The 26,214-nt window shown below is 60.8% G+C and carries 29 protein-coding genes and 4 tRNA genes; 9 read left to right on the top strand and 24 right to left on the bottom strand.

Translation table 11 applies throughout. The features are described 5' to 3' along the window. Positions 1-57: 57 nt before the first annotated feature. The 13 genes from rplL to ACHMW7_RS18110 all read right to left on the bottom strand — a co-directional run bounded on the left by rplL (position 58) and on the right by ACHMW7_RS18110 (position 8,635). Positions 58-429: a 50S ribosomal protein L7/L12 gene (gene rplL / locus ACHMW7_RS18050; protein WP_395446944.1), complete on the bottom strand. Its 372-nt coding sequence runs from the start codon at positions 427-429 to the stop codon at positions 58-60. 54 nt (positions 430-483) lie between these two features. Beyond that, positions 484-1,002, bottom strand: a complete 519-nt coding sequence (gene rplJ / locus ACHMW7_RS18055) for a 50S ribosomal protein L10 (protein WP_184774688.1) — start codon at positions 1,000-1,002, stop codon at positions 484-486. A gap of 387 nt (positions 1,003-1,389) precedes the next feature. Next, positions 1,390-2,088: a 50S ribosomal protein L1 gene (gene rplA / locus ACHMW7_RS18060; RefSeq protein ID WP_395446945.1), complete on the bottom strand. Its 699-nt coding sequence runs from the start codon at positions 2,086-2,088 to the stop codon at positions 1,390-1,392. A 4-nt stretch (positions 2,089-2,092) separates the two neighbouring features. Further along, positions 2,093-2,521, bottom strand: coding sequence for a 50S ribosomal protein L11 (gene rplK / locus ACHMW7_RS18065; RefSeq protein WP_055973823.1), 429 nt, complete (start codon positions 2,519-2,521; stop codon positions 2,093-2,095). A gap of 155 nt (positions 2,522-2,676) precedes the next feature. Further along, positions 2,677-3,204, bottom strand: coding sequence for a transcription termination/antitermination protein NusG (nusG, locus tag ACHMW7_RS18070; protein ID WP_395446946.1), 528 nt, complete (start codon positions 3,202-3,204; stop codon positions 2,677-2,679). Positions 3,205-3,230: 26 nt separating this feature from the next. Further along, a complete protein-coding gene (gene secE / locus ACHMW7_RS18075; RefSeq protein WP_184774692.1) occupies positions 3,231-3,431 on the bottom strand; it encodes a preprotein translocase subunit SecE in 201 nt (66 codons plus the stop codon). Between the two features lie 304 nt (positions 3,432-3,735). Next, positions 3,736-3,811 (bottom strand) — tRNA-Trp (locus ACHMW7_RS18080). 182 nt (positions 3,812-3,993) lie between these two features. Beyond that, the gene (locus ACHMW7_RS18085) at positions 3,994-4,500 is read right to left on the bottom strand and encodes a metal-dependent hydrolase (RefSeq protein ID WP_395446947.1); all 507 of its coding nucleotides are present in this window, start codon (positions 4,498-4,500) and stop codon (positions 3,994-3,996) included. Positions 4,501-4,595: 95 nt separating this feature from the next. Then, positions 4,596-5,075, bottom strand: coding sequence for a group II truncated hemoglobin (locus ACHMW7_RS18090; RefSeq protein WP_395446948.1), 480 nt, complete (start codon positions 5,073-5,075; stop codon positions 4,596-4,598). A 174-nt stretch (positions 5,076-5,249) separates the two neighbouring features. Continuing rightward, a complete protein-coding gene (locus ACHMW7_RS18095; RefSeq protein ID WP_395446949.1) occupies positions 5,250-6,851 on the bottom strand; it encodes a hypothetical protein in 1,602 nt (533 codons plus the stop codon). A gap of 131 nt (positions 6,852-6,982) precedes the next feature. Beyond that, positions 6,983-8,158, bottom strand: coding sequence for an elongation factor Tu (tuf, locus tag ACHMW7_RS18100; protein ID WP_395446939.1), 1,176 nt, complete (start codon positions 8,156-8,158; stop codon positions 6,983-6,985). A 195-nt stretch (positions 8,159-8,353) separates the two neighbouring features. Beyond that, a tRNA-Gly gene (locus ACHMW7_RS18105) sits at positions 8,354-8,427 on the bottom strand. Between the two features lie 123 nt (positions 8,428-8,550). Continuing rightward, positions 8,551-8,635 (bottom strand) — tRNA-Tyr (locus ACHMW7_RS18110). A 198-nt stretch (positions 8,636-8,833) separates the two neighbouring features. Here ACHMW7_RS18110 and rlmB point away from each other — a divergent pair. After that, positions 8,834-9,682 (top strand): 23S rRNA (guanosine(2251)-2'-O)-methyltransferase RlmB, encoded by an 849-nt coding sequence (gene rlmB, locus ACHMW7_RS18115; protein WP_395446950.1) that lies wholly within the window; start codon positions 8,834-8,836, stop codon positions 9,680-9,682. Positions 9,683-9,799: 117 nt separating this feature from the next. Next, on the top strand, positions 9,800-10,672 hold the full coding sequence (locus tag ACHMW7_RS18120) for a WD40/YVTN/BNR-like repeat-containing protein (RefSeq protein ID WP_395446951.1): 873 nt from the start codon (positions 9,800-9,802) through the stop codon (positions 10,670-10,672). Between the two features lie 114 nt (positions 10,673-10,786). On the opposite strand, the gene ACHMW7_RS18125 is transcribed toward ACHMW7_RS18120, so the two are convergent. The 3 genes from ACHMW7_RS18125 to gcl are packed head-to-tail and all read right to left on the bottom strand — an operon-like array spanning position 10,787 to position 14,335. After that, on the bottom strand, positions 10,787-11,704 hold the full coding sequence (locus ACHMW7_RS18125) for a 2-hydroxy-3-oxopropionate reductase (RefSeq protein ID WP_395446952.1): 918 nt from the start codon (positions 11,702-11,704) through the stop codon (positions 10,787-10,789). A gap of 33 nt (positions 11,705-11,737) precedes the next feature. After that, positions 11,738-12,535, bottom strand: coding sequence for a 2-oxo-tetronate isomerase (gene otnI, locus ACHMW7_RS18130; protein ID WP_395446953.1), 798 nt, complete (start codon positions 12,533-12,535; stop codon positions 11,738-11,740). Positions 12,536-12,553: 18 nt separating this feature from the next. Continuing rightward, positions 12,554-14,335 (bottom strand): glyoxylate carboligase, encoded by a 1,782-nt coding sequence (gene gcl / locus ACHMW7_RS18135; RefSeq protein WP_395446954.1) that lies wholly within the window; start codon positions 14,333-14,335, stop codon positions 12,554-12,556. A 195-nt stretch (positions 14,336-14,530) separates the two neighbouring features. Here gcl and bhcR point away from each other — a divergent pair, with 195 nt between their 5' ends. Then, positions 14,531-15,367, top strand: a complete 837-nt coding sequence (gene bhcR, locus ACHMW7_RS18140; RefSeq protein WP_395446955.1) for an HTH-type transcriptional regulator BhcR — start codon at positions 14,531-14,533, stop codon at positions 15,365-15,367. Between the two features lie 54 nt (positions 15,368-15,421). Here the strand turns inward: bhcR and ACHMW7_RS18145 are convergent, their stop codons facing one another. Further along, a complete protein-coding gene (locus ACHMW7_RS18145) occupies positions 15,422-15,745 on the bottom strand; it encodes a BA14K family protein (protein ID WP_395446956.1) in 324 nt (107 codons plus the stop codon). Positions 15,746-15,938: 193 nt separating this feature from the next. Between ACHMW7_RS18145 and ACHMW7_RS18150 the strand changes: the two genes are divergently transcribed. Together ACHMW7_RS18150 and ACHMW7_RS18155 are read left to right on the top strand one after the other, a co-directional pair. Continuing rightward, positions 15,939-16,433, top strand: a complete 495-nt coding sequence (locus ACHMW7_RS18150; RefSeq protein ID WP_395446957.1) for a YbaK/EbsC family protein — start codon at positions 15,939-15,941, stop codon at positions 16,431-16,433. Positions 16,434-16,601: 168 nt separating this feature from the next. Next, on the top strand, positions 16,602-17,393 hold the full coding sequence (locus ACHMW7_RS18155; RefSeq protein ID WP_395446958.1) for a hypothetical protein: 792 nt from the start codon (positions 16,602-16,604) through the stop codon (positions 17,391-17,393). Between the two features lie 486 nt (positions 17,394-17,879). On the opposite strand, the gene ACHMW7_RS18160 is transcribed toward ACHMW7_RS18155, so the two are convergent. Next, a tRNA-Thr gene (locus ACHMW7_RS18160) sits at positions 17,880-17,955 on the bottom strand. Positions 17,956-18,115: 160 nt separating this feature from the next. Between ACHMW7_RS18160 and ACHMW7_RS18165 the strand changes: the two genes are divergently transcribed. Further along, complete coding sequence (locus ACHMW7_RS18165; protein ID WP_395446959.1) at positions 18,116-18,283, top strand: hypothetical protein; 168 nt, start codon at positions 18,116-18,118, stop codon at positions 18,281-18,283. Between the two features lie 20 nt (positions 18,284-18,303). Here ACHMW7_RS18165 and ACHMW7_RS18170 read toward each other — a convergent pair whose 3' ends face one another. Continuing rightward, the gene (locus ACHMW7_RS18170) at positions 18,304-19,188 is read right to left on the bottom strand and encodes a GGDEF domain-containing protein (RefSeq protein ID WP_395446960.1); all 885 of its coding nucleotides are present in this window, start codon (positions 19,186-19,188) and stop codon (positions 18,304-18,306) included. A gap of 91 nt (positions 19,189-19,279) precedes the next feature. Between ACHMW7_RS18170 and ACHMW7_RS18175 the strand changes: the two genes are divergently transcribed. From ACHMW7_RS18175 to ACHMW7_RS18185, 3 genes are all read left to right on the top strand, one after another. Further along, the gene (locus tag ACHMW7_RS18175) at positions 19,280-19,696 is read left to right on the top strand and encodes a hypothetical protein (RefSeq protein ID WP_395446961.1); all 417 of its coding nucleotides are present in this window, start codon (positions 19,280-19,282) and stop codon (positions 19,694-19,696) included. Positions 19,697-19,819: 123 nt separating this feature from the next. Next, positions 19,820-20,593: an NAD kinase gene (locus tag ACHMW7_RS18180; protein ID WP_395446962.1), complete on the top strand. Its 774-nt coding sequence runs from the start codon at positions 19,820-19,822 to the stop codon at positions 20,591-20,593. A 167-nt stretch (positions 20,594-20,760) separates the two neighbouring features. Then, complete coding sequence (locus ACHMW7_RS18185; RefSeq protein ID WP_395446963.1) at positions 20,761-22,302, top strand: DEAD/DEAH box helicase; 1,542 nt, start codon at positions 20,761-20,763, stop codon at positions 22,300-22,302. 162 nt (positions 22,303-22,464) lie between these two features. Here ACHMW7_RS18185 and ACHMW7_RS18190 read toward each other — a convergent pair whose 3' ends face one another. From ACHMW7_RS18190 to ACHMW7_RS18210, 5 genes are all read right to left on the bottom strand, one after another. Continuing rightward, a complete protein-coding gene (locus ACHMW7_RS18190; RefSeq protein WP_395446964.1) occupies positions 22,465-23,112 on the bottom strand; it encodes an OmpA family protein in 648 nt (215 codons plus the stop codon). Between the two features lie 149 nt (positions 23,113-23,261). Further along, positions 23,262-23,630: a GFA family protein gene (locus ACHMW7_RS18195; RefSeq protein ID WP_395446965.1), complete on the bottom strand. Its 369-nt coding sequence runs from the start codon at positions 23,628-23,630 to the stop codon at positions 23,262-23,264. 99 nt (positions 23,631-23,729) lie between these two features. Next, a complete protein-coding gene (locus ACHMW7_RS18200; RefSeq protein WP_395446966.1) occupies positions 23,730-24,068 on the bottom strand; it encodes a hypothetical protein in 339 nt (112 codons plus the stop codon). Positions 24,069-24,212: 144 nt separating this feature from the next. Beyond that, a protein-coding gene (prfB, locus tag ACHMW7_RS18205) for a peptide chain release factor 2 (RefSeq protein ID WP_395446967.1) occupies positions 24,213-25,344 on the bottom strand; the annotation gives its coding sequence in 2 pieces (ribosomal slippage) (positions 24,213-25,277 and positions 25,279-25,344; 1,131 coding nt in all). A gap of 144 nt (positions 25,345-25,488) precedes the next feature. Continuing rightward, positions 25,489-25,959, bottom strand: a complete 471-nt coding sequence (locus tag ACHMW7_RS18210) for a VOC family protein (RefSeq protein WP_395446968.1) — start codon at positions 25,957-25,959, stop codon at positions 25,489-25,491. Positions 25,960-26,214: the final 255 nt, after the last annotated feature.

Below are 26,214 nucleotides of genomic sequence, written 5' to 3' on the forward strand. Positions count from 1 at the left end.
CCCCCGGGTCACGGGAGCCGGTGGGCGGCAGTTGCGCCGCCCACCGAAACCGTGAGCTTACTTAAGCTCGATCTTGGCGCCAGCTGCTTCCAGCTGAGCCTTGAGCTTCTCTGCGTCGGCCTTGGAAACGCCTTCCTTGACCGGCTTCGGAGCGCCTTCGACGAGGTCCTTGGCTTCCTTGAGGCCCAGGCCGGTGATGGCGCGGACTTCCTTGATGACTTCGATCTTCTTGTCGCCGGCAGCTGCCAGGATGACATCGAACTCGGTCTTCTCTTCGACCGGGGCAGCAGCAGCGCCAGCAGCAGCAGCAACTGCAACCGGAGCAGCGGCGGAAACGCCCCACTTCTCTTCGAGGAGCTTCGACAGCTCAGCCGCCTCGAGGACGGTCAGGGCCGACAGGTCGTCAACGATCTTTGCGAGATCAGCCATTTTACTATTCCTTCAATCAGTTCGAACGTGTGTTGATGATAGCGAGGAACGGCCTCATGCCGCCTCGTCCTTCCGGGCGTAAGCGCCAATGACGCGCGCGACCGAAGCCGCCGGCGCATTGACGATCTGGGCGATCCGGGTAGCCGGGGTGGCGATCATGCCAACCAGCCTTGCACGCAGCTCGTCGAGCGACGGGAGCGCGGCCAAAGCCTTGACTCCGTCGGCGTTGAGCGAGGTCGTGCCCATCGAACCACCAAGGATGACAAGCTTGTCATTGGTCTTGGCGAAGTCGGACGCGACCTTCGGCGCTGCAATCGGATCCTCCGAATAGGCAACCAGCGTCTGTCCCTTGAACAGATCGATGATGCTTTCGGATTCCGTGCCCTGAAGAGCGATTTTGGCGAGACGGTTCTTCGCGACTTTGACGGTGCCGCCGGCCTGACGCATCTTCACGCGAAGATCGTTCATTTGCGCGACGGTAATACCGGCATAGTGGGCCACGACGACTGAACCTGCGTTCGAGAACGCGTCATTCAGGCCCGTGACGAGTTCGCGTTTTTCCGCTCTGTCCACTGCCTATCTCCAGTTGACCGCCTCCCATTTGCGGGCGAGCGGTCGGGTTGCCTTTTGCCGGGCGGCCAATCCAGAAATTCCAGATCACCCGAACGGCGCTCGAGGATCCTGCCCCCTTTCGCCACACCTGACGGGCTTGTGGCCCGGCGCGATGCGCAGACAAAAGGCAAACACGGTTCGAACCTTTCATTGGAGCAAAGGCTCCTTTGTCTGGTCTTCACCCGTCTCATGCAGGCCCATTCGAATTAAGGACCAAGGGTCGCTTGGACCGCCTGCAATCTCGGACAGGATTTTCGAAAGCCGTTTCCAGCTTCCGAAAATCCGGGCCCGGAGGCCCGGAATTCTTTCCAGGATCATGCCATTGCCGGCCGATCCGAATTCAAAGCATCAGGACGCTGCGAGCGTACCGAGATCGACCTTGAGGCCAGGGCCCATCGTCGAGGTGACAGACACCTTCTTGACGTACACGCCCTTGGCGCCTGCCGGCTTGGCCTTGTTGACCGCGTCAGCAAAAGCGCGGACGTTTTCTTCCAGCGCCTTGACGTCGAACGAGACCTTGCCGACGCCAGCATGGATGATGCCGGCCTTTTCGACGCGGAACTCAACGGCGCCGCCCTTGGAAGCCTTGACGGCTCCGGCGATGTCGGTGGTCACGGTGCCGACCTTCGGGTTCGGCATCATGCCGCGCGGGCCGAGCACCTTACCGAGACGGCCGACCAGCGGCATCATGTCGGGGGTGGCGATGCAGCGATCGAAGTCGATCTGGCCCTTCTGGACGATGTCGACGAGATCTTCAGCACCAACGATGTCAGCGCCGGCGGCGCGGGCTTCGTCGGCCTTGGCATCACGTGCGAACACCGCGACGCGGACCGTGCGGCCCGTGCCGTTCGGCAGGTTGACCACGCCGCGGACCATCTGGTCAGCGTGGCGCGGGTCGACGCCGAGGTTCATGGCGACTTCGATGGTCTCGTCGAACTTGACCGACGAGCGAGCCTTCAAAAGCTCGATTGCTTCACCAAGGCCGTAAGCCTTGTTCGCATCGATGCCTTCGCGGGACTTGGAAACGCGCTTTGCAATCTTAGCCATGATCTCAGCCCACCACTTCCAGGCCCATCGAACGAGCCGAGCCTTCGACCATCTTGATGGCGGCTTCGATGTCGTTCGCGTTCAGGTCCTTCATCTTGACTTCGGCGATCTCGCGCACCTTGGCGCTGCTGATCTCGCCAGCCTTGATCTTGCCCGGCTCCTTGGAACCCGACTTGAGATTGGCGGCCTTCTTCAGGAAGTAAGCCACCGGCGGCGTCTTCATGACGAAGGTGAACGACTTGTCCTGGTAATAGGTGATCACGACCGGGATCGGCGATCCCTTCTCGAGCTCCTGGGTCTGCGCGTTGAACGCCTTGCAGAACTCCATGATGTTGATGCCACGCTGACCAAGCGCCGGACCGATCGGGGGCGACGGTGTCGCCGAACCCGCGGAAACCTGGAGCTTGAGCTGGCCCGCAACTTTCTTAGCCATCTCTTTCCTGCTTTCGTTTTATGCCGGATGACCCGGCGGTTGCAGTTCGGTGGTGCGAAAAAGACAACCGGCTAAGCTGCCTCTTCTCCCACCATGCTTGCGCCAGGCCTACGCCCGGCACTGCCCACCACCGAAACCGGCGACGGGCGTTTCGATCAGCCCTTTTCGACCTGACCGAATTCGAGATCGACAGGCACAGCGCGCCCGAAGATCGAAACTTCCACCTTGAGGCGCGCCCGCTCCTCGTCCACTTCCTGGACGAAACCGTTGAACGACGCGAACGGGCCATCGGAAACGCGAACCGCTTCGCCGATCTCGAAAGTGACCGACGGCTTGGGCCGCTCGACACCTTCCTGGACCTGGTTCAGGATTCGCTGGGCCTCAGCCTCGGTGATCGGCACCGGCTTCGAATCACCAAGGAAACCAGTGACCTTCGGCGTGTTCTTCACGAGCGAGAAGACGGCGTCGGTCAAATGAGCCTTCAGCAGCACGTAACCCGGAAAGAACTTGCGCTCGGCGTCAACCTTGCGGCCACGACGGACCTCGACAACCTTCTCGGTCGGAACAACGATCTGCTCGATCTGCCCGCTCAGGCCTTTCTGCCTGGCCTTGTGCTCAATGTCCTCGGCGACCTTCTTTTCGAAGTTCGAATAGGCGTGGACGATATACCAGCGCGCAGTCATCTCAGGAATTCTCCGTAATCGCAGCCTTAGCGGCCAATGCCCAAGATCTGCTCGACAGCAAATGCCATCAGCTGGTCAGCGGCAAAAAAGAAAATCATCGCAATAATCGCAAAGCCGAGAACCATGACCGTGGAGATCATCGTCTCGCGCCGTGATGGCCACGTCACCTTCGCCGTTTCCGACCTTACCTGCTGCAGAAAGGTGAAGGGGTTCGTGGTTTTCGCCATGTGCCGCTCTGCTCTCAACGCCCGTTGACCGGACTTCTGGATGATCCCGTGACCGGGAGATGCCACCACATGAACGATCCCCGCGCCGAATCAACGCAACAGTTCGCCCATGCAATTCGGACGCGTAAAGCCGGATCCCCAGCTCCACGCGCCGCGTGTCTGTTTCGCTTACATAAAACCGATTCTCTTTCCACGCAAGTGGCAGGAATAAGCTTTACGTTTAAACGCCGCGTCGGAACCATCCAGTCGTTCCGTTCCGGCTATAGGAAGTCCTTATGCCTGAATTAGCGAATTCTGGCAAGACTGGCACGGGCAGCAGGGCTCGAACCTACGACCTGCGGTTTTGGAGACCGCCGCTCTACCAACTGAGCTATGCCCGTGCATCTCGCCGCGCATCATCTGCGCAGCACGGGCTTCCTAAGGATTTCCACCGCGTCTGTAAAGAGCGCATTGCGTCATGTTACGAACATTCACAGGCACGAATTTGCGCTGCGGCCACGGACCAGCCCTCGCCCGCTTCGACTGCGATGCCGTGCCATCCGCCGGTTCAGACAACTAAGGTTCAGGCTCCGCTTTCCTGCAACCGGCGCCGCCTCGCATTTCTCGCCACCAACAGCGCCGCCAACGCGCAAATGGCGAGCTCGAGCGCGAAGGTCCAGTGCAGGACAAAACTCAAGATCCAATGCGAGTAGGCGGCGGGAATGGTGACGAGTTCCACGGTACGACTGTTGAACGGCATCAGCCACGCCATCGGTGCGGCGATGGAATCCAGCACCATGTGGATCATGACAGCGACAAGGAAGACCACTGATGCCACGGTGAGTTGTGGCCGAAGCCATTTGACGACAGGCACGACAATGACGCCGAGGGCGAGCCAGAAGAGCGGCCAGTGCGTGACGTAGAAATGATGATGCGCCTGCCGTGCGCCGAGTGTGTAGAAGTAGAACATATCGAGGTCTGGAGCGACGCTCCCGAAAAGCGCCGCCGAGATGACGGCGTAAGCAGAACGGCGGACGCCCCTGACTGCTGCTCCCAAGACATATCCTGCCGGCAGATGGGCAATCAGCATATCGCGCCCTCCCGATGTTCCTATCAGGTCCCGCGACATTGCGGCGCTGTTAGGGCCACCGGAAAGGGCAGCGAGCTAGCGGATGCCGGGCGCAGTTACGGCTTGCCAGGCGGCACATAAGGACCGCCCGGCACACCCCAGCCCCAGCGCGGCATCGGCTCGTGCAGCGCGGGCGCGGCACCGTCCTGTGAATTCAGCTTGGCAAGCCGCGTGCCCCATTCGAGATAAGCGACGAAAGCCGAGCGAAACTCGGGATCGTCGGGCAGCCCAACCTCATCGGCGGCATCGAGCAAAAGGGTTATCCACTGCCGGCGCTGCGTCTCGGTCAGGTGCCTGTTGAGGTGATGGCTGATCATCGCGGCATGGCCACCATGGGCCTCGCTGTAGTCCTTCGGCCCGCCAAACACCTCGCCGATAAAGGCAGCGACGTGCGCAGGATGGTCACTGGTCATGTTACGGAACACCGGTTCGAGCACCGGATCGCTGCGCACCTTGGCGTAGAACACATCCGTCAGCAGGTTGAGCGGCGCCGCCCCGCCTGCCCAGTCGAACAATTTCGGCACGTCTTTTTGCATCGCCTTCCTCCATTCGTATTGAAGGCATATGGGGAGCGGAACCGTGGGACGGAAGTCCACGAAGAAAAGCACCTCAGTATCCGAGATCAACAGCCTAGGATCGTTTCAGCCACAGCCCAGTCATGGCAGGTTCGTCGATCTGCTTGAGCAGGCGCCACTACGCCACCCTACCGACTAGTGCATTGCCCGGCAGTTCACCGGCCGAGGTGAAGTCCGGCAAAGGCCGCTGTCGATCAGCAGTTGGACAGAACCCGACCTGGTCGTCAGGTAGCCCTCCCGGAGGAGAGCCAGCGCAACTTCATCCAACTTGCCAAAACCGGGTGCCGCATCGCCTACTTTCGGTCCAACCCCCATCTGCACGAGGTAATGATTGCGTATTGGAGCGTCCAGTGCCGGACTGGGACCCCAGCCGGCAGGAACTCCCTCGCCAATCAGTCGGGTCTTTCCTGCCGACAGCACCAAAAGGCAACTCTCGCCACATTCCGCCCCACCTGATCCCGCTATGCCCAGATATGGCCGCCCGTCACCTTGCCAGCCGGTGCAGCCCTTACCGTTCGGCTGGCAGCCGGCGAAGAACGTGCGCCCAACGGCCACATCAAGGCCGTTTGCGCGGACAACGCGCCCCATCAGCATCGCGGCAATCGGATCTCCCTCGCTTGAGGAAATTACCAATGGCAGCTTTATGTCACCTAGTTCCTTGAGCAGAGTTTCCAGCCGCTGCGGTGCAGCTTCGTCGACCTGCCCTTCGGCGGAGATCCATTCCGGGCAGTCAGGTTCACAGGCCCCGACCGAACGCACGACTGCCAGCCACATCCCGGGTTCTTTGGGCACGAGTGGCTTGGGGTAGGAATCGGACGCAAGCTTTTGTCCTGGCGCCAGGATGCAGTTCGCGGCTGGGGTCGCGATCCTGCAGTTCTCGATGCTTACCAGCACGTCAGTCGCGTCGAGGCTGGTTATCAGGTTCATGTTGAGCATTTCGACGGGCGCCAGCTGGCGCATCTCGGCGGCAGGCGTGCTTTGCCCGACCTCGTACATGGCCTCCTTGACCCCCATCTCCTGGAGATAGGCCAACATCTTGGACCTGAACGCCTTTCCCATCTTGGTGGTGGTGTAGCTGCCCACCGTCTTGCGGCCGACGACCTTGCGGCTGACGGTCTTCTTCTTGCCCTTCACGATCCGGTAGGTCTCGCGATAGGTAATTTTCTGCTGAGTCACGTAGGACGTCACCTGATGCACGCCCATATAGGCCCACTGGCCGACATGCCGGCGCACGCCGCCCGCGAACATCATCGAGCAGGCGGAGGCACAGTAGGCGCCAGCCGAATACAGCGCGCCCTGATAGATACCTTTCCTGGGCGGATCGAGCTTGCAGCCCTTCTGCTCAGGGGCGCATTCGACAAAGCGCGTCAGCCCGACCCCGATGTCGAACTTGCGGGCACGCAGGATGCGGCCCAATTCCAAGGCTGCCTCGACCCGGCCGCCGGGCGACGTCACGATGACCGGCAACCGCTTGTCGCCGAGCTTCTTGAGAAATTTCTTGAAAGCGGCAGGCGTTGCCTGCGTGATTGCGCCCTCGGCTGAAATCCATTCCGGACAGAAGGGCTCACACCCCGGCGCGGCGCTACGCACGACGACAAAACGCATGGGCGGTCCGTCGTCCTTCGGAGGGTTGTTCTTGGCGGCCTCCGCCACGGCCGGCAGCGATAGCGCCACCGCGATGACAAGGGCAAACGACAGGACAAGGTCCTGCCAGACCGCGCGCGCGCCCTTCCTCATGGCGGATCCCCCAAACCAGCCGCTACCCAGAGCGATAGTACTGGCGGAACCGGGACTTGCAACGGATCGGCACAAACAAAAAGGGCGCCCCGAGGGGGCGCCCTTGATGCAACTCGACGATGGAACGCCGATTATTCTTTGATCGAAGCGACGATGCCGGCGCCGACGGTACGGCCACCTTCACGGATAGCGAAGCGCAGCTTCTCTTCCATGGCGATCGGCACGATCAGCTCGACATCGACGGTGATGTTGTCGCCGGGCATGACCATCTCGGTGCCTTCCGGCAGCGACACGATGCCGGTCACATCAGTCGTGCGGAAGTAGAACTGCGGGCGGTAGTTGGTGAAGAACGGCGTGTGACGGCCACCTTCTTCCTTGGTCAGGATGTAGGCTTCAGCCACGAACTTCTTGTGCGGCTTGACAGTGCCCGGCTTGCACAGGACCTGACCGCGCTCGACGTCTTCACGGCCAACGCCACGGATCAGCGCGCCGATGTTGTCGCCAGCCTGGCCCTGATCGAGCAGCTTGCGGAACATTTCAACGCCGGTAACCGTCGTCTTCGAGGTTGCCTTGATGCCGACGATCTCGACTTCTTCGCCAACCTTGACGATGCCGCGCTCGACACGACCGGTGACAACAGTGCCGCGGCCCGAGATCGAGAACACGTCTTCGATCGGCATCAAGAACGGACGGTCGATCGGACGCTCTGGCGTCGGGATGTAGGCGTCGACAGCGGCCATCAGCTCGCGGATCGCGTCTTCACCGATCTTCTTGTCGGAATCATTGAGCGCAGCAACAGCCGAACCCTTGATCATCGGAATGTCGTCGCCCGGATATTCGTACTTCGACAGCAATTCGCGAACTTCAAGCTCGACCAGTTCGAGCAGCTCGGCGTCGTCGACCAGGTCGACCTTGTTGAGGAACACGACAAGGGCGGGAACGCCAACCTGACGGGCGAGCAGGATGTGCTCGCGGGTCTGCGGCATCGGGCCGTCGGCAGCCGAAACGACCAGGATCGCGCCGTCCATCTGGGCAGCACCGGTGATCATGTTCTTCACATAGTCGGCGTGGCCGGGGCAGTCGACGTGAGCGTAGTGGCGGGCCGGCGTCTCGTATTCGACGTGGGCCGTCGAAATGGTGATGCCGCGGGCCTTTTCTTCAGGCGCTGCGTCGATCTGGTCGTAGGCCTTGAACTCACCGAAATACTTCGTGATCGCCGCCGTCAGCGACGTCTTGCCGTGGTCAACATGACCAATCGTGCCAATGTTCACATGAGGCTTATTACGCTCGAATTTACCTTTTGCCATTGTCTCTTTCCTTGGGCATCGGGACCTTGGTTCCGGTCGGATGCGGGGCGATTACCGATAAAGGCCGAAAAAGACAAGCGCCTTTTGGCCAAACGCTGAGGTTGGGGCCAAAAGCGATGCTGCTCTTTCAGTGCAGGACGCACATATGGGGGCAAGCGGATGCAAATAAAAGACTTCCCGCATTGGGAGAGAGCCTGGAGCGGGTAGCGGGAATCGAACCCGCGTATTCAGCTTGGAAGGCTGCTGCTCTACCATTGAGCTATACCCGCGCCCTGAGCGCCGCGCGCCTGTTCAGGAGCGAAGTACGCTCTGGTATTACCTCGCGGCATGAGCCTTTCCGAAAGATGCGATCATCTTTCGGGGCCATGCGTCTATGGCGTCCGGGCCGGCAGTGGTGGAGGAGGTTGGATTCGAACCAACGTAAGCTGAGCTAACGGATTTACAGTCCGTCCCCTTTAACCACTCGGGCACTCCTCCAACTGCTTTGCCGGAGCCATGCTACGAGGCTTTTTCGATCCCGGTTCTGGGCGAAGCGCCCTGCCCCGAAATCTGCGTGGGCTTATGGCGACAAGGATTTGGCCTGTCAACCGGACAGCGTGCGTTTTCATGCGGATTATTCAAAGCGCCTGGCAACGGGCGGTATCCAAAGCCAGGTGGGGCGGCTATAGCAGGCGCATGAACGATACGAAAAAGCCCGGAACGCCCAAAGACAGCCACTACGCCAAGCTGAGGCGGACCTTTCGCGACCAAAAAAGCGGCGGTGCGCCTGAATTCCGCCCCAAGCGCCATGTGCCACCAGGTGAGAATGCTCCCGACGGCCTGGTGCGGCTCTACGGGCTGCACACGGTGCGCGCAGCGCTCGACAATCCGCGCCGCAAGATCCGCCACATGTGGGTCACCCGCAACGCGCTGGAGCGGCTGGAGATCACTGATCTTGGTGCCCTGCCCTTTGCATCCGAAATGGTCGAACCCAAGGACATCGACAAGATCACCGGCACGGACGCCGTGCATCAGGGCGTGCTGGTCGAGGCCGAGCCGCTGAAGTCCAAGGCTCTGTCGGCACTGGGTGATTCGCCACTGATTCTGGTGCTCGACCAGGTCACCGACCCGCACAATGTCGGGGCGATCATCCGCTCGGCGGTGGCTTTCGGCGCCGGCGCACTGATCGTGACGCAGCGCCATAGCCCGCACGAAAGCGGCGTGCTGGCCAAGTCTGCGTCTGGTGCGCTCGAACACATCGATCTGATCGAGGTGCGCAACCTCGCCGACGCGCTCGGCGAGCTGCACGAGGCTGGTTTCCAGACCATCGGGCTTGATTCGGAAGGCCCGGCCGAACTCGAAAAGACCTTTGCCGGCGACAAGGTTGCGCTGGTGCTCGGTGCCGAAGGCAAGGGCCTACGCCAGAAGACGCGCGAGACTGTGACTACGCTCGCCCGCCTCGACATGCCCGGTGCGATCCACTCGCTCAACGTGTCGAATGCGGCAGCTGTGTCGCTTTACGCGGCAAGGAAGTTCCTGCGCTAAAGTCCTTGACTGGCCGGCAGGCCAGCAGGTCCGGCACGACAACAAAAGCGACGCGTCGCGCCTCTTGACCTTCCAGCTGGCGGAAGCCGTAGCCTTTGGGCACAACGGAGTCTTGTCATGGCGCGTCGCCTCACGTTTTTGGCCCTCTTGTCAGCCAGCATCGCAGTCGGCGCTGTCTCCACTGCCATCGCGCAAACGACCAGCGTGGCCAAACTCGCGGGCAAGACGCACACCCATGGGCTCGCCTTCGACCGTGCCGATCCATCGAGCGTGCTGGTCGCAACCCACCACGGGCTAATGAAAGCTGCGCCTGACGGCACTGTGACGCCGGTTTCGGATAGTCGAGACGACTTCATGGGTTTTGTGCCGCATCCGACCAATTCCGAAATTCTGTTTGCCAGCGGCCACCCCCAGGGCGGCGGCAATCTCGGCTTCATCAAGTCGACCAATTCAGGAAAGAGCTGGGTGCAGATCGCGCCCGGCGTCGACGGTCCTGTCGACTTCCACCAACTGGCGGTCAGTCCCTCGAACCCCGACGTGCTCTACGGCTCGTATGGCGCGATCCAGAGCAGCCGCGACGGCGGCAAGACTTGGGCAATTGCAGGCGATGCACCGGCAAAGCTGATCGACCTGGCCGTCTCGCCGTCAGACCCTGACATCGTTTACGCGGCGACCGAAGACGGGTTGATGGTAAGCCGTGACGGCGCCGCAAGCTGGCAGCCGCCCATCCTGGCCGGCGTGGCTGTCACCACGGTCGAATTGACCTTAGACGGCACGATCTACGCCTTTGCGCCGGGACGCGGGCTGCTGCGGGCCACCGAGGCGGCGCCAACCTTCGCGACAGTGGCCGAAGGACCTGATCCGGCAGGCTATATTCTTCACCTGGCGGTGGACCGGCAGGCGCCCGCGCGCATGGTCGCGGTAACAGGCACCCGTGCCATCGTCGTCTCCAGAGATGGTGGCGCAAGCTGGACGATGCTGGGCAATTGACCTGCATGACACCGGCCGAACGTTGAACGGGCCCGCTGCGCTGCCGCAGGAGCCCGTTCATCGACAGTGATAAGAAAGCTGCGGCGTTGGGAACTTCCGCCGTGCCCTCCTTGCCTATGCCGCCTTGCCCTTTGTTTCGGCAACGTCGACGCCGACCTCGAAATTGGCCATGCGCTCCAGTGCGCGGACCAGCGCCGAGTGATCTTCCTTGGCCCCGCCATTGGCGGCGCAGGAATTGAACAGCTCCTGGGTCATCGAGGTGTTGGGCAGCGAAACGCCGAGCGCCTTGGCGCCCTGCAGCGCCAGGTTGAGGTCCTTCTGGTGCAGTTCGATGCGGAAGCCGGGCGCGAAGGTGCGCTTGTACATCCGCTCGCCATGCACCTCGAGGATGCGCGAAGCAGCAAGGCCGCCCATCAGCGCCTGACGGACCTTGGCCGGATCGGCACCCGCCTTGGACGCAAACACCAGCGCCTCCGCCACGGCTTCAATCGTCAGCGCAACGACGATCTGGTTTGCGACCTTGGTGGTCTGGCCAACGCCGTTGGGGCCGACCAGCGTGATGTTCTTGCCCATCTTCTCGAAAACCGGACGCGCACGCTCGAATGGCTTCTCCTCGCCACCGACCATGATCGTCAGCGATGCCGCCTTGGCACCGACCTCGCCGCCCGACACCGGGGCATCGAGATAATCGCAGCCCAGCTCATTGATCTTGTTCGCGAACGCCTTGGTTTCGATCGGCGAGATCGAGCTCATGTCGATCACGAGCTTTCCCTTGGAAAGGCCTGATGCAACGCTGTTTTCGCCGAAGAGAACGTCGGCGACCTGCGGCGTGTCCGGCACCATCAGGATGATGATGTCACAAGCCTTTGCCAGTGCCTGATGTCCGGTGACAGATTTCAGCCCCTTGCCCACAAGTTCGGCAGGCAGCGCGCCGCGATGATCGCTGGCGAGGACCTCGTATCCGGCATCGAGCAGATGACCCGCCATCGGTGCACCCATGATGCCGAGGCCGACAAATCCGATTTTTTCCATTTCCATATTCCTTCAATTCCAGTGGGCGCGCGATCAGGCAGCAGCGCTGCCCTTGTCGGCAAATCCAGCGAACCAGCCCAGGCCTTCGACCGTACCAGTCTTGGGCTTGTATTCGGCACCGACCCAGCCGGCGTAGCCAATGCGGTCGAGGTGCTCGTAGAGGAACGGGTAGTTGATCTCGCCCGTACCCGGCTCATTACGGCCGGGATTGTCCGCCAGTTGCACATGCGCGATGCGGGCAAGATTAGCCTCGATGGTGCGGGCGAGATCGCCCTCCATGACCTGCATGTGGTAGATGTCGTATTGCAGGAAGAGGTTATCAGAGCCGACCCGGTCGATGAGGCCAAGCGCCTGTTTGGTGTTGTTCAGGAAGAAGCCTGGGATGTCCCTGGTGTTGATCGGCTCGATCAGCAGGCGAATGCCCGCCGTCTTCAGCTTCTCGGCCGCAAAGGCGAGGTTTTCGACAAACACATTCTCCAGCACGTCACGGGCGTTGCCGGCCGGCGCGATGCCAGCCAGGCAATTGACCTGCTCGCAGCGGAGCGCATGGGCATAGGTGATCGCCTTGGCGACGCCCTGGCGGAACTCGTGGATACGGTCGGGCAGCACCGCGATGCCGCGCTCGCCTGCCGCCCAGTCGCCGGGCGGCAAGTTGAACAGGGCCTGGGTAAGGCCGTTCTTCTTGAGGCGCGCAGCAACGACGTCAGGCGCGTGGTCGTAGGGCGCGATGTACTCGACTGCCTTAAAGCCGGCGCGCGCGGCGGCATCGAAGCGGTCGAGAAAGTCATGCTCGCCAAAAAGCATCGAAAGATTGGCTGAGAACTTGGGCATTGGTGTTTCCTCGGAAAATCAATCGAGCAGCATGATTGCGGTCGGTGCGTCTTCGTTGCTCTCGGCAAGCTCTTCGAACTCGACGACATTGTCGATCTCGACGCCCATGGAGATGTTGGTGACGCGCTCGAGAATGAATTCGAGGACGACGGGCACCTGATGCTCCTTCATGAGTTGCTTGGCCTGCTTGAAGGCAGCGGCAAACTCCTCCGGCTTGCGCACCCGGACCGCCTTGCAGCCCATGGCCTCGGCAACCGCAACGTGGTCGACACCATATCCCGCTTCAGGGTCACCCGTGCGGTTGATGTTTTCGAACGACAGGCTGACTTCGAAATCCATCGCGAAGCCGCGCTGCGCCTGGCGGATCAGGCCGAGATAGGCATTGTTCACGACGACATGGATGTAGGGCAGCTTGTGCTGGGCGCCGACAGCCAGTTCCTCGATCATGAACTGGAAGTCATAGTCACCCGACAAAGCGACGATGTCGCGATCCGGATCGGCGGCACGAACACCGAGCGCTGCCGGCAGCGTCCAGCCGAGCGGGCCGGCCTGGCCGCAATTGATCCAGTTGCGCGGCTTGTAGACGTGCAGGAATTGCGCGCCGGCGATCTGCGACAGGCCGATGGTGGTGACATAAGTGGTGTCACGACCAAACGCCTTGTTCATTTCCTCATAGACGCGCTGCGGCTTGAGCGGAACCTGCTCGAAATGGGTCTTGCGCTTCATCGTCTTCTTGCGGGCCTGGCATTCCTTGGCCCAACCGGACCAATCACGCAGCTTGCCCGCCGTCTTCCACTCGGTGGCGACATCGAGCAAAATCTTCAAGGCCGCACCGGCATCCGAAGTCACGCCGAGATCAGGCGCAAAGACACGGCCGATCTGGGTCGGTTCGATGTCGATATGGATGAACTTGCGGCCCGCCGTGTACTTGTCGACCGAACCGGTGTGGCGGTTGGCCCAGCGGTTGCCGACGCCAAGAACGAAGTCCGAGGCCAGCATCGTCGCATTGCCATAGCGGTGCGAGGTCTGCAGGCCGCACATGCCGGCCATCAGGCGATGGTCATCGGGGATCGAGCCCCAGCCCATCAGGGTCGGGATGACAGGAACGCCGATGATCTCGGCGAATTCGATGAGCAGGTCCGAGGCATCGGCATTGATGACGCCGCCGCCGGCAACGATCAGCGGCTTCTCCGCCTCGTTGAGCATCGACAGCGCCTTTTCGGCCTGGGCGCGCGTCATCGCCGGCTTGTGAACCGTCAGCGGTTCATAGGCATCGATGTCGAACTCGATCTCGGCGAGCTGGACGTCGACCGGCAGATCGACCAGGACAGGCCCAGGGCGCCCCGAGCGCATCAAATGGAATGCCTTCTGCAGCGTCATCGGAACCAAGTACGGTTCCATGACGGTGACAGCCCACTTGGTGACGGGGGCTGCGATCGCCGCGATATCGACGGCCTGGAAGTCTTCCTTGTTCAACCGGGCGCGCGGCGCCTGGCCGGTGATGCACAGGATCGGGATCGAGTCGGCGGATGCCGAATAAAGCCCGGTGATCATGTCGGTGCCGGCTGGGCCAGAGGTGCCGATGCACAGGCCGATATTGCCGGCCTTGGTGCGGGTGTAGCCCTCGGCCATATGCGATGCGCCCTCGACGTGACGGGCAAGCACGTGACGGATCGAACCGCGTGCTTTCAAGGCCGAATAAAGCGGGTTGATGGCCGCACCCGGCACACCGAAGGCACACGAGATGCCTTCCTTTTCGAGAACGAGGACCGCTGCATCGACAGCGCGCATCCTGGCCATGGTCTTACCTCCAACTGGAAACTGATGTTGGGCAGATCGTCTCATCCCGGATCGCATTTTGCAATTTTTTCAAAATATTTTTTCATTTATACATATGCAAGCTTACCTCATGATTTTACATCACTTTTCATTTTTCGTTGCATCGCCAACTGATTTGGATGAAAAAGTTTTTTAAAAGCAGGATGGAGCGGTAGCATGGCAGCGATGGAAAAACGGCAGCGCGGACGGCCTCGCGCATTCCAGCCGGCACCGGACGCCGGATCGGTACAGTCACTCGACCGCGCGCTTCGCATCCTCGCCATTGTCGCGCATAGCGACGGGCTGTCGCTGAGCGAGATCTCGGCCGCCTCCGACCTTGCCGCGGCAACCGCCTATCGCATGCTGACCACCTTGCAGAACCACGGCATGGTCGAATTCGACAGCGACGGACAGCTGTGGTCGATCGGGGTCGAGACCTATCGCATGGGCGCGGCCTTCCTGCGCCGGCGCAAACTCGTCGACCGTGCACGCACTGTCATGCAGGAGTTGATGGAAAAGACCGGGGAGACCGCCAATCTCGGCGTCGCCGAAGATGATTGCGTGGTCTTCGTCAGCCAGGTCGAGACGCATCAGGCGATCCGCGCCTTCTTCCGCCCAGGCACGCGCAGCCCCTTCCACGCCTCAGGTATCGGCAAGGCGGTGCTGGCCCATCTCGACCGTGACCGGGTCAATGCCATCGTGCGCAAGGCGGGCCTCGACGCCTACACGGAACGGACACTCTCCGAACCGGCCGCGCTTGCCCGCGATCTCGACCAGATCCGCACCCGCGGTTGGTCCGTCGACGACGAAGAACGCTACCCCGGCATGCGCTGCATTGCAGCTGCGGTGTTCAATGAATTCGGCGAACCCATTGGCGGTGTTTCGGTTTCCGGACCCACCGTGCGCGTGACGTCCGAACGGCTCGGCGAAATCGGGCCGATCGTCAGGGATGCCGCTGCCGAACTGACCCGGATGATTGGTGGCTCGCCTGACGGCACTGTGCCAGGCCTTTGAAAACGCAAGCGGGAGAAGGGTTACCCCCTCTCCCGCTTTGCAAGTACGTACTGCCTAGAGGCGGCAGTAGCGCAACCGACCGTCATAGCCGACATAGGTGTCGGTACGCGGATCGTAGCTGCGGTAGCGCGCAAAGCAGCGCTGGACATGGCTGTCATAGGGATCGGCCGGGTAATAGGCATCATAGTACGGTGCAGGCGCCGGACGGTGACCTCCGGCAATGATCGCGCCGGCAATGAAGCCACCAGCTCCGGCGAGTGCGGCCGCTTCGGCTCTGGTCAGGCCGCTGGCGGATGACTGCTGGACGGTTCCAACGAGACCGGTTGCGACAACGGCGGCTGCGATAAGGCCCGAAATCATCTTGCTCTTGAAAGACATGGTGCTCTCCTTCGGTTGATCTGGGAGGCGTTCCTTCGCCTCATGCCCATCAGTCGCGGCAGGTGCGCAAAAGGTTCACGAGCCTGGAGAGTTTTTTTGGCAGCGATGCGAGACGGCATCTGGGCCGCTGCTTGACAGCGGCGCGACAACGGCTGAACAAACCTCATCCGCAATGACCATCGCTGGAACAACCATGAGCCTGTTTTCAGTCAAAGCCTTCTTCGCCGAACATGCCCCCGACATCGAAGTCATCGAGACGCCGACAAGCTCAGCGACAGTGGCGCTCGCCGCCGAGGCGCATGGCGTCGAGCCTGGCCAGATTGCCAAGACCATCTGTCTGCGGGTTGGCGATCGGGCGCTTCTTGTCGTCGCGCGCGGCGACGCGCGCATCGACAACCGCAAATCGCGCGATTCTTTTGGCGGCAAGCCGCGTATGCTTGACGCTGAACAAGTGGCGGAACTCACCGGTCATCCTGTCGGCGGGGTCTGTCCGTTCGGATTGGCGACGCCGCTTCCGGTCTATTGCGACGTCTCGCTGCGCGCTTATGACGAAGCCGTGCCGGCGGCTGGTGCCACCAATGCGGCAGTCAGGATCGGGGTCGAACGCATGGCAACGCTTGTCGGCGCCGAATGGTGCGACATCTGCCAGGATGCCGTTGCCAGGACCGATGCGGAAGCTGCTGAATAAGAAGAGCTGTTGCCCAAGGCCGTAAGGAAAAGATCAAACCGAACGTCAAACCTTGTTTCTCTTTGCCTATCTCGCGGAATTTCGGGGACAAGGGATGAAATGGGAACGAATTCCTGATAGCGCCAAGGCCAATCTGGCATAAAATCGCGGCAAGGAGAGAACAGAACCATGTCGCTTTTTTCTCGCTTATTTCGATCCAAGGCACAGAAGGCAGTTGACGGTCTTCAGGACGATTTGAACCGTCGTTTGTTGGCCGTCCAGGCAGGCCTGGAGCTCTTCCAAAGGACTACGAAGGCATTCGACATGTCTGGTATCGACGATGGCTCGTCGGAGGCCGCTTCTTTCAACGCGGCTCAAGGTCGGCACGCTTTTTTCACAAGTGCGCTCATTGACGATCTCGGGCATGTGGAGGAGCTCATCAAGGCAATGCGCCGCGCGCTTGAGTATAACAATGGGCGCCCAAATGCGGGCTTTGAACGGGAGGTAATGCAAGTCGAAAAGGACCTTGCAAGAACCAACACCAACATTGAGCGCCTGGGGAAGGTGTGCCGCCAACTCGTGGATATCGCAGGAGATATTGATCCTGATAGGGAAGAAGATCACGCCAATCTTAAGCAACTCATCGACTACGCCACGGTCCGCAAATGCGAACTCAAAGACACTCTATCTCAGATCGCGGAATTGTTGGACGATATGATTGCCCAAATCGATGCGGGCACGGTTGTAAACGACGAACTTGCGAGCAAGGCGTTTGCCGTCATGAAAGCTGGTACAGCACTTTCGTTGGCAAATGACGAGTGGATCGACTTCCTTGAGGCGGCAATCAGGGCCCCTTCACTTGATCCTTTCCGAGCAGAGATGTCACGGAAGAGGGATTGGATGGAAGAGCGTTTCAGGGTGTATGAAAATGCCAGCGTGGCGCTAGAGGCCCTTACGAAAGACAATAGTAGCACGGCGTAGTTTCGCCCTGGTGATCGCGCCTAAAGATGGCGGAAAAATCCGAGGGGTCGAACTCGACAGTTGAAACTGCGCTATACCCCCGGCACCCCTTCCGTTACTACGATGGCCGCCGTCGACCAGCGGCAGTAGATTCTGCCAATCGTCTCACGCCCCGGAACCATCTGGAATGCCGTGTCGCGGCGAATACGTCTGCCATCAATTCACTTGTCGTAGACGAGCGCCCTCGTAAGCATCTGCGCCTCCCTGATTGCGGAAGCCGCTAACGTGACACAGCTGATTGCGCTGGCCCGCAGGCGCATGTCCGGGAATCGTTCTGCTACCAAGGGAGACCAGCACCCCGGCCAGTTTCCCTGCCTGTAGCTCTGCCTCGCGGTGAACGTCGCTTCAATACGAGCCCCATCTGTACCTCCGGAGTACCGCGATGTGGACCGGAAGGGACGCCTAAGCCTTGGCGATGCAGGGAAATAAGGGCTTTCGTGTGGACTGTGGTGCCCCCGGCAGGAATCGAACCCGCGACCTTCGGTTTACAAAACCGCTGCTCTACCAGCTGAGCTACAAGGGCAATTTGCTCCGGTTAGCATATTTTGTGGCCCAGTAAAGACAATTTCGGGCGAGCAACGAAGCATCCCCAGGCGAGGACGCACCACGAGCCCTAAAACTGAAGCGTCGTTTCCACTATATCCAGTTCGCGGGCTGCTCTAACGCCGCGCTGGAGGTGATGGATGATCAGGTTCGTGATTATTGCCGTGGTGGTGATCGTCGCGTGGCTGCTGTTGCTCAAGCTGTTTCGCCAGATGAAAGAGGCGCAGGTCGACTGGACCGGCGTCGCCACGATCATCGGTTTCATCGTGCTCGCCGTTTACCTCCATTACGCCACCGGCATCGGCTGACGCCTGGTGGCGAGATAGCGCTAAGCGGCCGAAACCATCGACCTGGCAAACACCACACGATTGCGCCCCTTTTCCTTGGCCTCGTAGAGACAACGATCGGCGAGACGCATGAGCTGCGACGTCGGTTGCTGTCCGGCTGAAACAACCGCCCCGATGCTGACGGTCAGGCGATGTGGGCGTGCTTCCGCCGGAAAGAAGGCGAGCCCTTCGACCTCGGCGCGAATCCGTTCGGCAATCATCGCCGCCTCCTCCTGGTTGGCCGCAGGCAGGAACACGCAAAACTCCTCACCGCCTACACGCCCGACCAGATCGTGGTCGCGGATCGAGCTGCGCAGCGCATTCGAGATCAGCTTGAGCGCCTCGTCGCCGACCAGGTGGCCGAACGTGTCGTTGATGGTCTTGAAATTGTCGGCGTCGATCAACAGCAGCGCACCGCTATCGCTCTTGCGCCGGGCCTGCTTCGATTTCTCGAAAAATGCCTCGCGGTTCAACAGCCCGGTCATCTGATCATGCGTCGCTTTCGCCTTCAGCTGGGTGTGCGCTTCTGACAGTTCGGCAAGCGCCCGCTTCAGTTTTTCGTTCTGCCAGAAGATAAGGAAGCCGGCAGGAAACGCCGTCAGGATCGGCAGTATGGAGTTCATCGCAAAGACGAACGCCGTGAAGGACTGGCCGGCCGAATAACGGATCGCAAACGAGACGATCTGGCTCACGACGATGACGGCGATGGTGATCAAGCTGGCCTTGAACGCGATCTTCCACATGGCCATCCCCCTGCAACTTACGGCACGAGCCGGGGATAGCGATTGAAACTTAACGTTTTGCGATCTGGCTGCAGATGTACATCGCATCAACCGGCGCGATGGCGGGGTTGTGATTAAGAACTGGATTACGGCCGAGACCAGCACAGTCTTTGTCGGCTGGACACTTGACCTTTGCAAATCTGGCCATGGAATATACCGTCCGAGCGATCAAAGAAATCCGCGCTTGGAGTAGCAAATGCTAAAACAAATCTTGATGGCATCCGCCCTGGCGGTGATTGGCGCTTCGGCGGCACAGGCACAAACCTGCGAAAAGAACTTCAAGGTCAGCGGCATCCCGCTGGTCACGGTCGTCTCCTACAAGAGCTCGCAGTCGTTTCCCAAGGTCAAGCAGGCCGACGCCTTGAAGCGCCTCGCGCAGGCGGTCGCGGCCGAGGGTTTTTCCGGCATTACAGTCAACAAGGAACTCGGAGCCATCGACGCCGTCCAGGACGGGTCGGGCAGCGGCCGGGTGCAGACCCTGCGCGTCGTTGCCCGCAGCCAAGGTGGCGGCACCTTGGTCAACGCCATCTTCAACGTCCAGCCGGGTCAGGTAACGTCCAAGGAAGAGACACGCAGCGGCCTGTGCGTGATCATTCAAGCAGCCGGCGGCTAAGCATGGGTTTGACGCAACGAGCGCTAGCACCGTGACCGTGCCGCTCCCTTTGCTTCGGCAAAACCGCATGCTACCCCGTTGCCGGCGGCCGACACCGGCGTTCGGACCGCCGGCGGGGAGCACATGGACGCCAAGTCGCTGACATTTTCATTCGCATCTTCCGGTACACCGGAGGCGGATGCCGCGGCCGAGCGCCTTTCCAAGCGTTATGGCCAGATACCTTACGACAAGGCCGACATCGTCGTGGCGCTTGGCGGCGACGGCTTTCTTCTGCAGACGCTGCGCGAGACGATGAGCACCGGCAAGTGTGTCTACGGCATGAACCGTGGAACCGTCGGCTTCCTGATGAACGAATATCGTGAGTACGCCCTGCCCGAACGTCTTGCTGCGGCGGTCGCCGAAACCATCCGTCCGCTGGAAATGATCACTGTCGATGACACCGGCACATCAAGGGAAGCGCTGGCGATCAACGAAGTGTCGCTGTTGCGGCAATCCTATCAGGCAGCGCGCCTGCGCATTTCGGTCGACGGCAAGGTTCGGCTCGACGAACTGATCTGCGACGGCGTCATGGTGGCGACACCGGCTGGGTCGACGGCCTACAATCTGTCGGCCCACGGTCCGATCCTGCCGCTTGACGCTCCACTTCTCGCACTGACGCCTGTCAGCCCATTCAGGCCGCGGCGCTGGCGCGGTGCGCTCCTGCCCAAGACAGCCGTGGTTCGTTTCGATATCCTGGAAGAGCAAAAACGCCCGGTAAACGCAGTTGCCGACCACACCGAAGTCAAGTCGGTGGTCTCGGTCGAGGTCAAGGAATCGGCCAATCACACCGCCACACTGCTGTTCGATCCCGGTCATTCCTGGAGCGAACGCATCCTGGCCGAGCAATTCAAATACTGAACATTGGGCCACAGCTGGAAGTAAACTGCTGCAATCGCCTCCCGTGTGCCAGTTTGAGTTGACAAATCGCGCACTTACGCCTATCGCGTTGCGGCATATTGCAGGCGAGTTGCGCCTGTCGTGGCCAGTGCGCCGCGCCCTTGAACGAGCAAAGACAGCCAACAAACTTGTCCGAAGACACTCAGACCGCTCCAGAAGCGTTGACCTTCGCAGACCTCGGCCTTTCGCCGAAGGTCCTTTCCGCAGTCACCGACGCCGGCTACACGCAGCCTACGCCGATCCAGGCAGGTGCGATCCCGCACGCCCTGCAAGGCAAGGACGTGCTCGGCATCGCCCAGACGGGCACAGGCAAAACAGCATCCTTCGTGCTGCCGATGCTGACGCGCCTTGAAAAAGGCCGTGCCCGGGCTCGCATGCCACGCACGCTGATCCTCGAGCCGACGCGCGAGCTCGCCGCACAAGTCGAAGAGAACTTCGTCAAATACGGCAAGAACCACCGGCTCAACATCGCCTTGCTGATCGGCGGCGTATCGTTCGACGAGCAGGAAAAAAAGCTTGAGCGTGGCGCTGACGTGCTGATCGCAACGCCTGGCCGCATGCTCGATCATTTCGAGCGCGGCAAGCTTTTGCTGACCGGCGTCGAGATCCTCGTCATCGACGAAGCCGACCGCATGCTCGACATGGGTTTCATCCCCGACATCGAGCGCATCTGCAAGCTGATCCCTTTCACCCGTCAGACGCTGTTCTTCTCGGCGACGATGCCGCCCGAAATCACCAAGTTGACCGAGCAGTTCCTGCACGCGCCGATACGCGTCGAGGTCTCCAAGGCTGCATCGACCAGCACCAACATCACGCAGCGCCTCGTCAAATCAGGCCCCAAGCCATGGGACAAGCGCGAAACGCTGCGCAAGCTGATCAATGCCGAAGGCGATGCGATCAAGAACGCGATCATCTTCTGCAACCGCAAGGTCGACGTGTCGGAACTGTTCCGCTCGCTGGTCAAGCACGACTTCGACGCCGGTGCGCTGCATGGCGACATGGACCAGCGCGCTCGCATGGCGATGCTCGCCGGCTTCCGTGACGGCAAGCTGAAGCTGCTGGTCGCATCCGACGTCGCCGCGCGCGGCCTCGACATCCCCGAGGTCAGCCACGTTTTCAATTACGACGTGCCGATCCACGCGGAAGACTATGTCCACCGCATCGGCCGCACCGGCCGGGCCGGACGTCTCGGCAAGGCCTTCACCATCGTCACCAAGTCCGACACCAAATATGTCGACGCCATCGAAAGGCTGACCGGCCTGGCGGTGGAATGGCATGATGGCGACCTGTCGACTGTCGTTGCCAGCGAAGGTGACGACGAGGCTCCGCGCCGCGGTCGTGGTGCGCCGCGCCGCGCCGGCAAGGAAAAGCATGGCCGCGAACGCGACCGCAAGCCGCGTGAAGAAGCGCCTGTCGTCCAGGTGGCGGCAGCGCCTGCAAGCGAAGCTCCTCCGGTTGACAACGTCGTGTCCGACATCGACGAGCGCCGCGTGCGCAAGGAAGCGATCAGGAACGGCAACGCCGACCGCAAGCCGCGCGAGCATGAAGACAAGCCACGTCGCGACGACAATCGCGGCAACCGCCGCCATCAGCGCGAAGAAGACGATGACCGCACGGTTGGTTTCGGCGACGACCTGCCGGCATTCATGCTGATCACCACGAACGTCTGAGCGCGCTTGCGCCGCAACAAAAAATGGCCCCTTTCGGGGCCATTTTTTTGGTACTTGAGCGGAAGCCGGCTTACGCACCGGCACTCTTTACACCTCGTGGAGCACTGAATGAAAAACGGCCCGCAAGGGGCCGTTTTGTTAGCTTTCCTGGCTGCTCGCGATTCAGGTGAGCGGCGACAGCTGGATCTCGACACGGCGGTTCTGCGCACGGCCATCCGAGGTGGCGTTGGACGCGATCGGACGTGTCGCGCCAAAGCCGGTGACGGCAAAGCGACGCGAATCGACACCCTGGGCACCGAGATAGTTGGCCACCGACAACGCACGACGCTGCGACAGGTCGAAATTGTGCTGGTCGCCACCGGTCGAATCGGTGTGGCCGAACACGTCGACAGTGGTCTGGTTGAACTTCTTCAGCACCAGCGCAACCGAGTTAAGGGTGTCGTAGAAGCCCGACTTCACCGCATCCTGGTCGGTGGCGAAGGTGATGTTGGACGGCATATTCAGGATGATCTGGTCGCCGGCGCGGGTGACGCTGACGCCGCTACCCTGGAGCTGGGCACGCAGTTCGGATTCCTGCCTGTCCATGTAGCCACCGGCGAGACCACCGGCGAGAGCGCCGACACCGGCACCGATCAGCGCGTTGCGGCGGTCATTGCCGCCAGCGAGCAGGCCAAGGCCGGCACCGGCGAGCGCGCCGATGCCGGCACCTGCTGCCGCGTTCGAAACCTTCTGCTGACCGGTATAAGGATCGGTCGTGCAGGCGCCGACAAACATGCTGCCCGCCAGCGCGAAAATCACTGTCTTTTTCATAAGGAATGTCCCTCTCCGTACCGCGGAACGCAACGGCGCCCCGCGCAAAGCCCTTCCTCGGCCTTGTAGCATGAAATACGGCGAAAAACGGAACGGAAGCAGTGCCAGGCGCGCAAACTGCCACGCATCTGCATGACAATTTTTGCCTGTCACCAAAGGTTCTTGCCGTCGATCACCACAACCTCGATCTTGTCGAGATCAAAGTCGTCAAACAAGCGCGAATTGACGCTGACCCTGGGATTGTCGAAATCCGGCTCCCCGGTCGACCAGTCGGGTGTCTTGGTGAAGGTGCCGCAGCCACAGATGGCGCAGAAGCCATGCTTCACCGTCTTCGAACCCCATTCGTAAACCGAAACGTTTTCCGGCGGACTGGTGAGCGTGAACTGTGCGGGCGTGTAATAGGCCCACAGCGAGCCACGCTTGGAACAGAATGAACAGGTGCACGAAGTCACATTCTCCGGCACCTCCGTCACTTCGAACGTGGTTGCCTTGCAGTGGCAGCTTGCCTTGATGACCATGGCCAATTCCCTTGTATGTCTGCGCCCCCTCCGGCGACAGCACACAATATCCGGCCCCTCCTGACAAGCTGGCGTCAGGAGCCTCGTCAGCAGGGACGTTTAGTACGATTTCGGCGGCACGAACAAACAGATGGTCCGGCTATCATCAGCGCCTGCTATGGAACACCAGTGGTACTGACCGTCGGGCGAGGTATGGATGCGGGCGTCCTGATAGGTGACGACCTCGCCCGTGCCTTCGATGACATAGCCTTGTGGTCGTTCGCTGATCGCCTTCTTCGGTACTTCGCGGCAGTCATAGCCGGAGCAGCAGGCGAAAGGGTAGGTCCAGCCTTTTGGAGCGTCGTGCGAAAAGGCGGGTGGCGTGCTGAGCGAGATCAGCGCAAGCGCGGACACTGCGAGGGCATATCGGCGCAAGCGGGGCTTTCCTGGGCACAACATGGCGTCTTCCCCTGAGAACACCTCCCAAGCGAATCCTGCGCCCGCATGCTTAACGAAACGCTACCTGAAATGTTCCGCTGGCGGGCAACCCGGCCATCACGCTTTGGAGATGACCGGGTATGCGATGCCGAACAAAGCTGGCAGCTAGTCGATGTCGGCGACGGCCTGCCCTGCCCCACCCTCGATGCGCTGCGACAGCGACGCTTCCATGAAATCGTCGAGGTCGCCGTCGAGAACATCAGACGGGCTCGTGCTTTCAACGCCGGTGCGCAGATCCTTCACCAGCTGATAAGGCTGGAGAACATAGGAGCGGATCTGGTGACCCCAACCAATTTCGGTCTTGGCTGACTCCGTCGCGTTGGCGACGGCTTCACGCTTCTTCAGCTCTTCCTCGTAGAGGCGCGAGCGCAGCATTTCCCAGGCCTTGGCCTTGTTCTTGTGCTGCGAACGCTCTGCCTGGCAAGCAACCGCGATGCCGGTGGCGATGTGCGTGATGCGCACCGCCGAGTCGGTGGTGTTGACGTGCTGGCCACCAGCACCCGACGAACGGTAGGTGTCGATACGGACGTCGGATTCCGAGACATCGATCTCGATCGAATCGTCGACAACCGGATAGACCCAGATGCTCGAGAACGAGGTGTGCCGGCGCGCGTTGCTGTCGTAGGGCGATATGCGGACCAGGCGATGAACGCCCGATTCCGTCTTCAGCCAGCCATAGGCATTGTGGCCCTTGATCAGCAGCGTGGCAGACTTGATGCCGGCTTCTTCGCCGTCGTGGACTTCCAGCACCTCGACCTTGAAGCGGCGGCGTTCGGCCCAGCGCGTGTACATGCGCAGCAGCATGTTCGCCCAGTCCTGGCTCTCGGTGCCGCCGGCACCGGCGTGCACTTCGAGATAGGTGTCGTTCTGGTCGGCTTCGCCTGACAGCAGCGACTCGATCTGGCGCGCCCGGATTTCGCCAGCCAGTGAACGAATGGCGGTTTCAGCTTCGCCGACGATATCAGCGTCGCCTTCTTCCTCGCCCATCTCGATCAGGCCGATGTTGTCGTCCAGCGCCTGGCTCAGACCCTGGATGGCCTTGATGCTGTCGTCGAGCGACTGGCGCTCGCGCATCAGCTTCTGGGCTTCCTGCGGGTCGTTCCAGAGGTTGCCGTCCTCTGCCCGCATGTTCAGGTAATCAAGCCGCTTTATCGCCTGATCCCAGTCAAAGATGCCTCCTCAGCAGGCTTATGGCCTGCCTGATTTCATCGACGATGTTCTGCGTTTCCGCGCGCATGGAGATTGCTTCTTTTTGCTTGTTTCGCGCCCGAAGGCGGCTGTTGAATCCGCGCGGAACATAGGGACGAGGCCGCTTCCTGTAAAGCAAAATGGGCAGGCATCATCGCCCCCCGCCCACTCGCCTTGCGACAGCGTGAATTGCCTAGCCGGCATAGGCAGCTTCGAGTTTGGCAACATCGATCCTGGTCATCTGCAACATCGCCTGCATGACCCGGCTGGCCTTGGCGGCATCGGGATCGCCGAGCAAACGCGGCAAGGCTTCAGGGACGATCTGCCATGAAAGCCCGAACTTGTCCTTGAGCCAGCCGCACTGGCCCGGCTGGCCGCCTTCCGTGAGCCTGCTCCAGAAGTAGTCGACCTCGGCCTGGTCCTTGCAATCGACACTCATCGAAATCGCTTCAGTGAACTTGAACATTGGACCACCGTTCAAAGCGGTGAAATGCAACCCCTCCAGTTCGAACTCGGCAACCATGACGCTGCCGGCAGGTCCGGGCCCCGCCTCGCCATAGCGCGTCATCTTGCCGATCTTGGAATTCCTGAACACCGACGTGTAGAACGTCACCGCCTCTTCGGCCTGGTTGTCGAACCACAGGAACGGGCTGATCTTCTGCATCGTTTTCTCCTCTTGAAATGCAACTGTCGTGCCGTCGCTGAGCGACTGCTGCTGCAAGGACAACCGGGCTCGCAGGTTCCGACATGGCTTCGGATCTTGCGCGCCCAAGGGAGTCGTCACCCGCCAACGCTTATAAATAACCAAAAGATTATATAACTCTTTGGGTATTTGCAAGCGTTTGAGACAGACATTCGTGCAAACAAAAAATGCGCGCGGCCTAGCCACGCGCATTTGTCAGTTCCGTCGAGGATCCGG

Source organism: Aminobacter sp. UC22_36, from assembly GCF_044056035.1.
In the GTDB taxonomy this organism is placed as follows: Bacteria; Pseudomonadota; Alphaproteobacteria; order Rhizobiales; family Rhizobiaceae; genus Aminobacter.

Bases quoted from the DNA above. Each gene is read 5' to 3' on its own strand.
- rplL (WP_395446944.1), bottom strand. From the start codon at position 429: ATGGCTGATCTCGCAAAGATCGTTGACGACCTGTCGGCCCTGACCGTC.
- rplA (WP_395446945.1), bottom strand. From the start codon at position 2,088: ATGGCTAAGATTGCAAAGCGCGTTTCCAAGTCCCGCGAAGGCATCGAT.
- rplK (WP_055973823.1), bottom strand. From the start codon at position 2,521: ATGGCTAAGAAAGTTGCGGGCCAGCTCAAGCTCCAGGTTTCCGCGGGT.
- nusG (WP_395446946.1), bottom strand. From the start codon at position 3,204: ATGACTGCGCGCTGGTATATCGTCCACGCCTATTCGAACTTCGAAAAG.
- secE (WP_184774692.1), bottom strand. From the start codon at position 3,431: ATGGCGAAAACCACGAACCCCTTCACCTTTCTGCAGCAGGTAAGGTCG.
- ACHMW7_RS18085 (WP_395446947.1), bottom strand. From the start codon at position 4,500: ATGCTGATTGCCCATCTGCCGGCAGGATATGTCTTGGGAGCAGCAGTC.
- ACHMW7_RS18090 (WP_395446948.1), bottom strand. From the start codon at position 5,075: ATGCAAAAAGACGTGCCGAAATTGTTCGACTGGGCAGGCGGGGCGGCG.
- ACHMW7_RS18095 (WP_395446949.1), bottom strand. From the start codon at position 6,851: ATGAGGAAGGGCGCGCGCGCGGTCTGGCAGGACCTTGTCCTGTCGTTT.
- tuf (WP_395446939.1), bottom strand. From the start codon at position 8,158: ATGGCAAAAGGTAAATTCGAGCGTAATAAGCCTCATGTGAACATTGGC.
- rlmB (WP_395446950.1), top strand. From the start codon at position 8,834: ATGAACGATACGAAAAAGCCCGGAACGCCCAAAGACAGCCACTACGCC.
- ACHMW7_RS18120 (WP_395446951.1), top strand. From the start codon at position 9,800: ATGGCGCGTCGCCTCACGTTTTTGGCCCTCTTGTCAGCCAGCATCGCA.
- ACHMW7_RS18125 (WP_395446952.1), bottom strand. From the start codon at position 11,704: ATGGAAAAAATCGGATTTGTCGGCCTCGGCATCATGGGTGCACCGATG.
- otnI (WP_395446953.1), bottom strand. From the start codon at position 12,535: ATGCCCAAGTTCTCAGCCAATCTTTCGATGCTTTTTGGCGAGCATGAC.
- gcl (WP_395446954.1), bottom strand. From the start codon at position 14,335: ATGGCCAGGATGCGCGCTGTCGATGCAGCGGTCCTCGTTCTCGAAAAG.
- bhcR (WP_395446955.1), top strand. From the start codon at position 14,531: ATGGCAGCGATGGAAAAACGGCAGCGCGGACGGCCTCGCGCATTCCAG.
- ACHMW7_RS18145 (WP_395446956.1), bottom strand. From the start codon at position 15,745: ATGTCTTTCAAGAGCAAGATGATTTCGGGCCTTATCGCAGCCGCCGTT.
- ACHMW7_RS18150 (WP_395446957.1), top strand. From the start codon at position 15,939: ATGAGCCTGTTTTCAGTCAAAGCCTTCTTCGCCGAACATGCCCCCGAC.
- ACHMW7_RS18155 (WP_395446958.1), top strand. From the start codon at position 16,602: ATGTCGCTTTTTTCTCGCTTATTTCGATCCAAGGCACAGAAGGCAGTT.
- ACHMW7_RS18165 (WP_395446959.1), top strand. From the start codon at position 18,116: ATGATCAGGTTCGTGATTATTGCCGTGGTGGTGATCGTCGCGTGGCTG.
- ACHMW7_RS18175 (WP_395446961.1), top strand. From the start codon at position 19,280: ATGCTAAAACAAATCTTGATGGCATCCGCCCTGGCGGTGATTGGCGCT.
- ACHMW7_RS18180 (WP_395446962.1), top strand. From the start codon at position 19,820: ATGGACGCCAAGTCGCTGACATTTTCATTCGCATCTTCCGGTACACCG.
- ACHMW7_RS18190 (WP_395446964.1), bottom strand. From the start codon at position 23,112: ATGAAAAAGACAGTGATTTTCGCGCTGGCGGGCAGCATGTTTGTCGGC.
- ACHMW7_RS18195 (WP_395446965.1), bottom strand. From the start codon at position 23,630: ATGGTCATCAAGGCAAGCTGCCACTGCAAGGCAACCACGTTCGAAGTG.
- ACHMW7_RS18200 (WP_395446966.1), bottom strand. From the start codon at position 24,068: ATGTTGTGCCCAGGAAAGCCCCGCTTGCGCCGATATGCCCTCGCAGTG.
- ACHMW7_RS18210 (WP_395446968.1), bottom strand. From the start codon at position 25,959: ATGCAGAAGATCAGCCCGTTCCTGTGGTTCGACAACCAGGCCGAAGAG.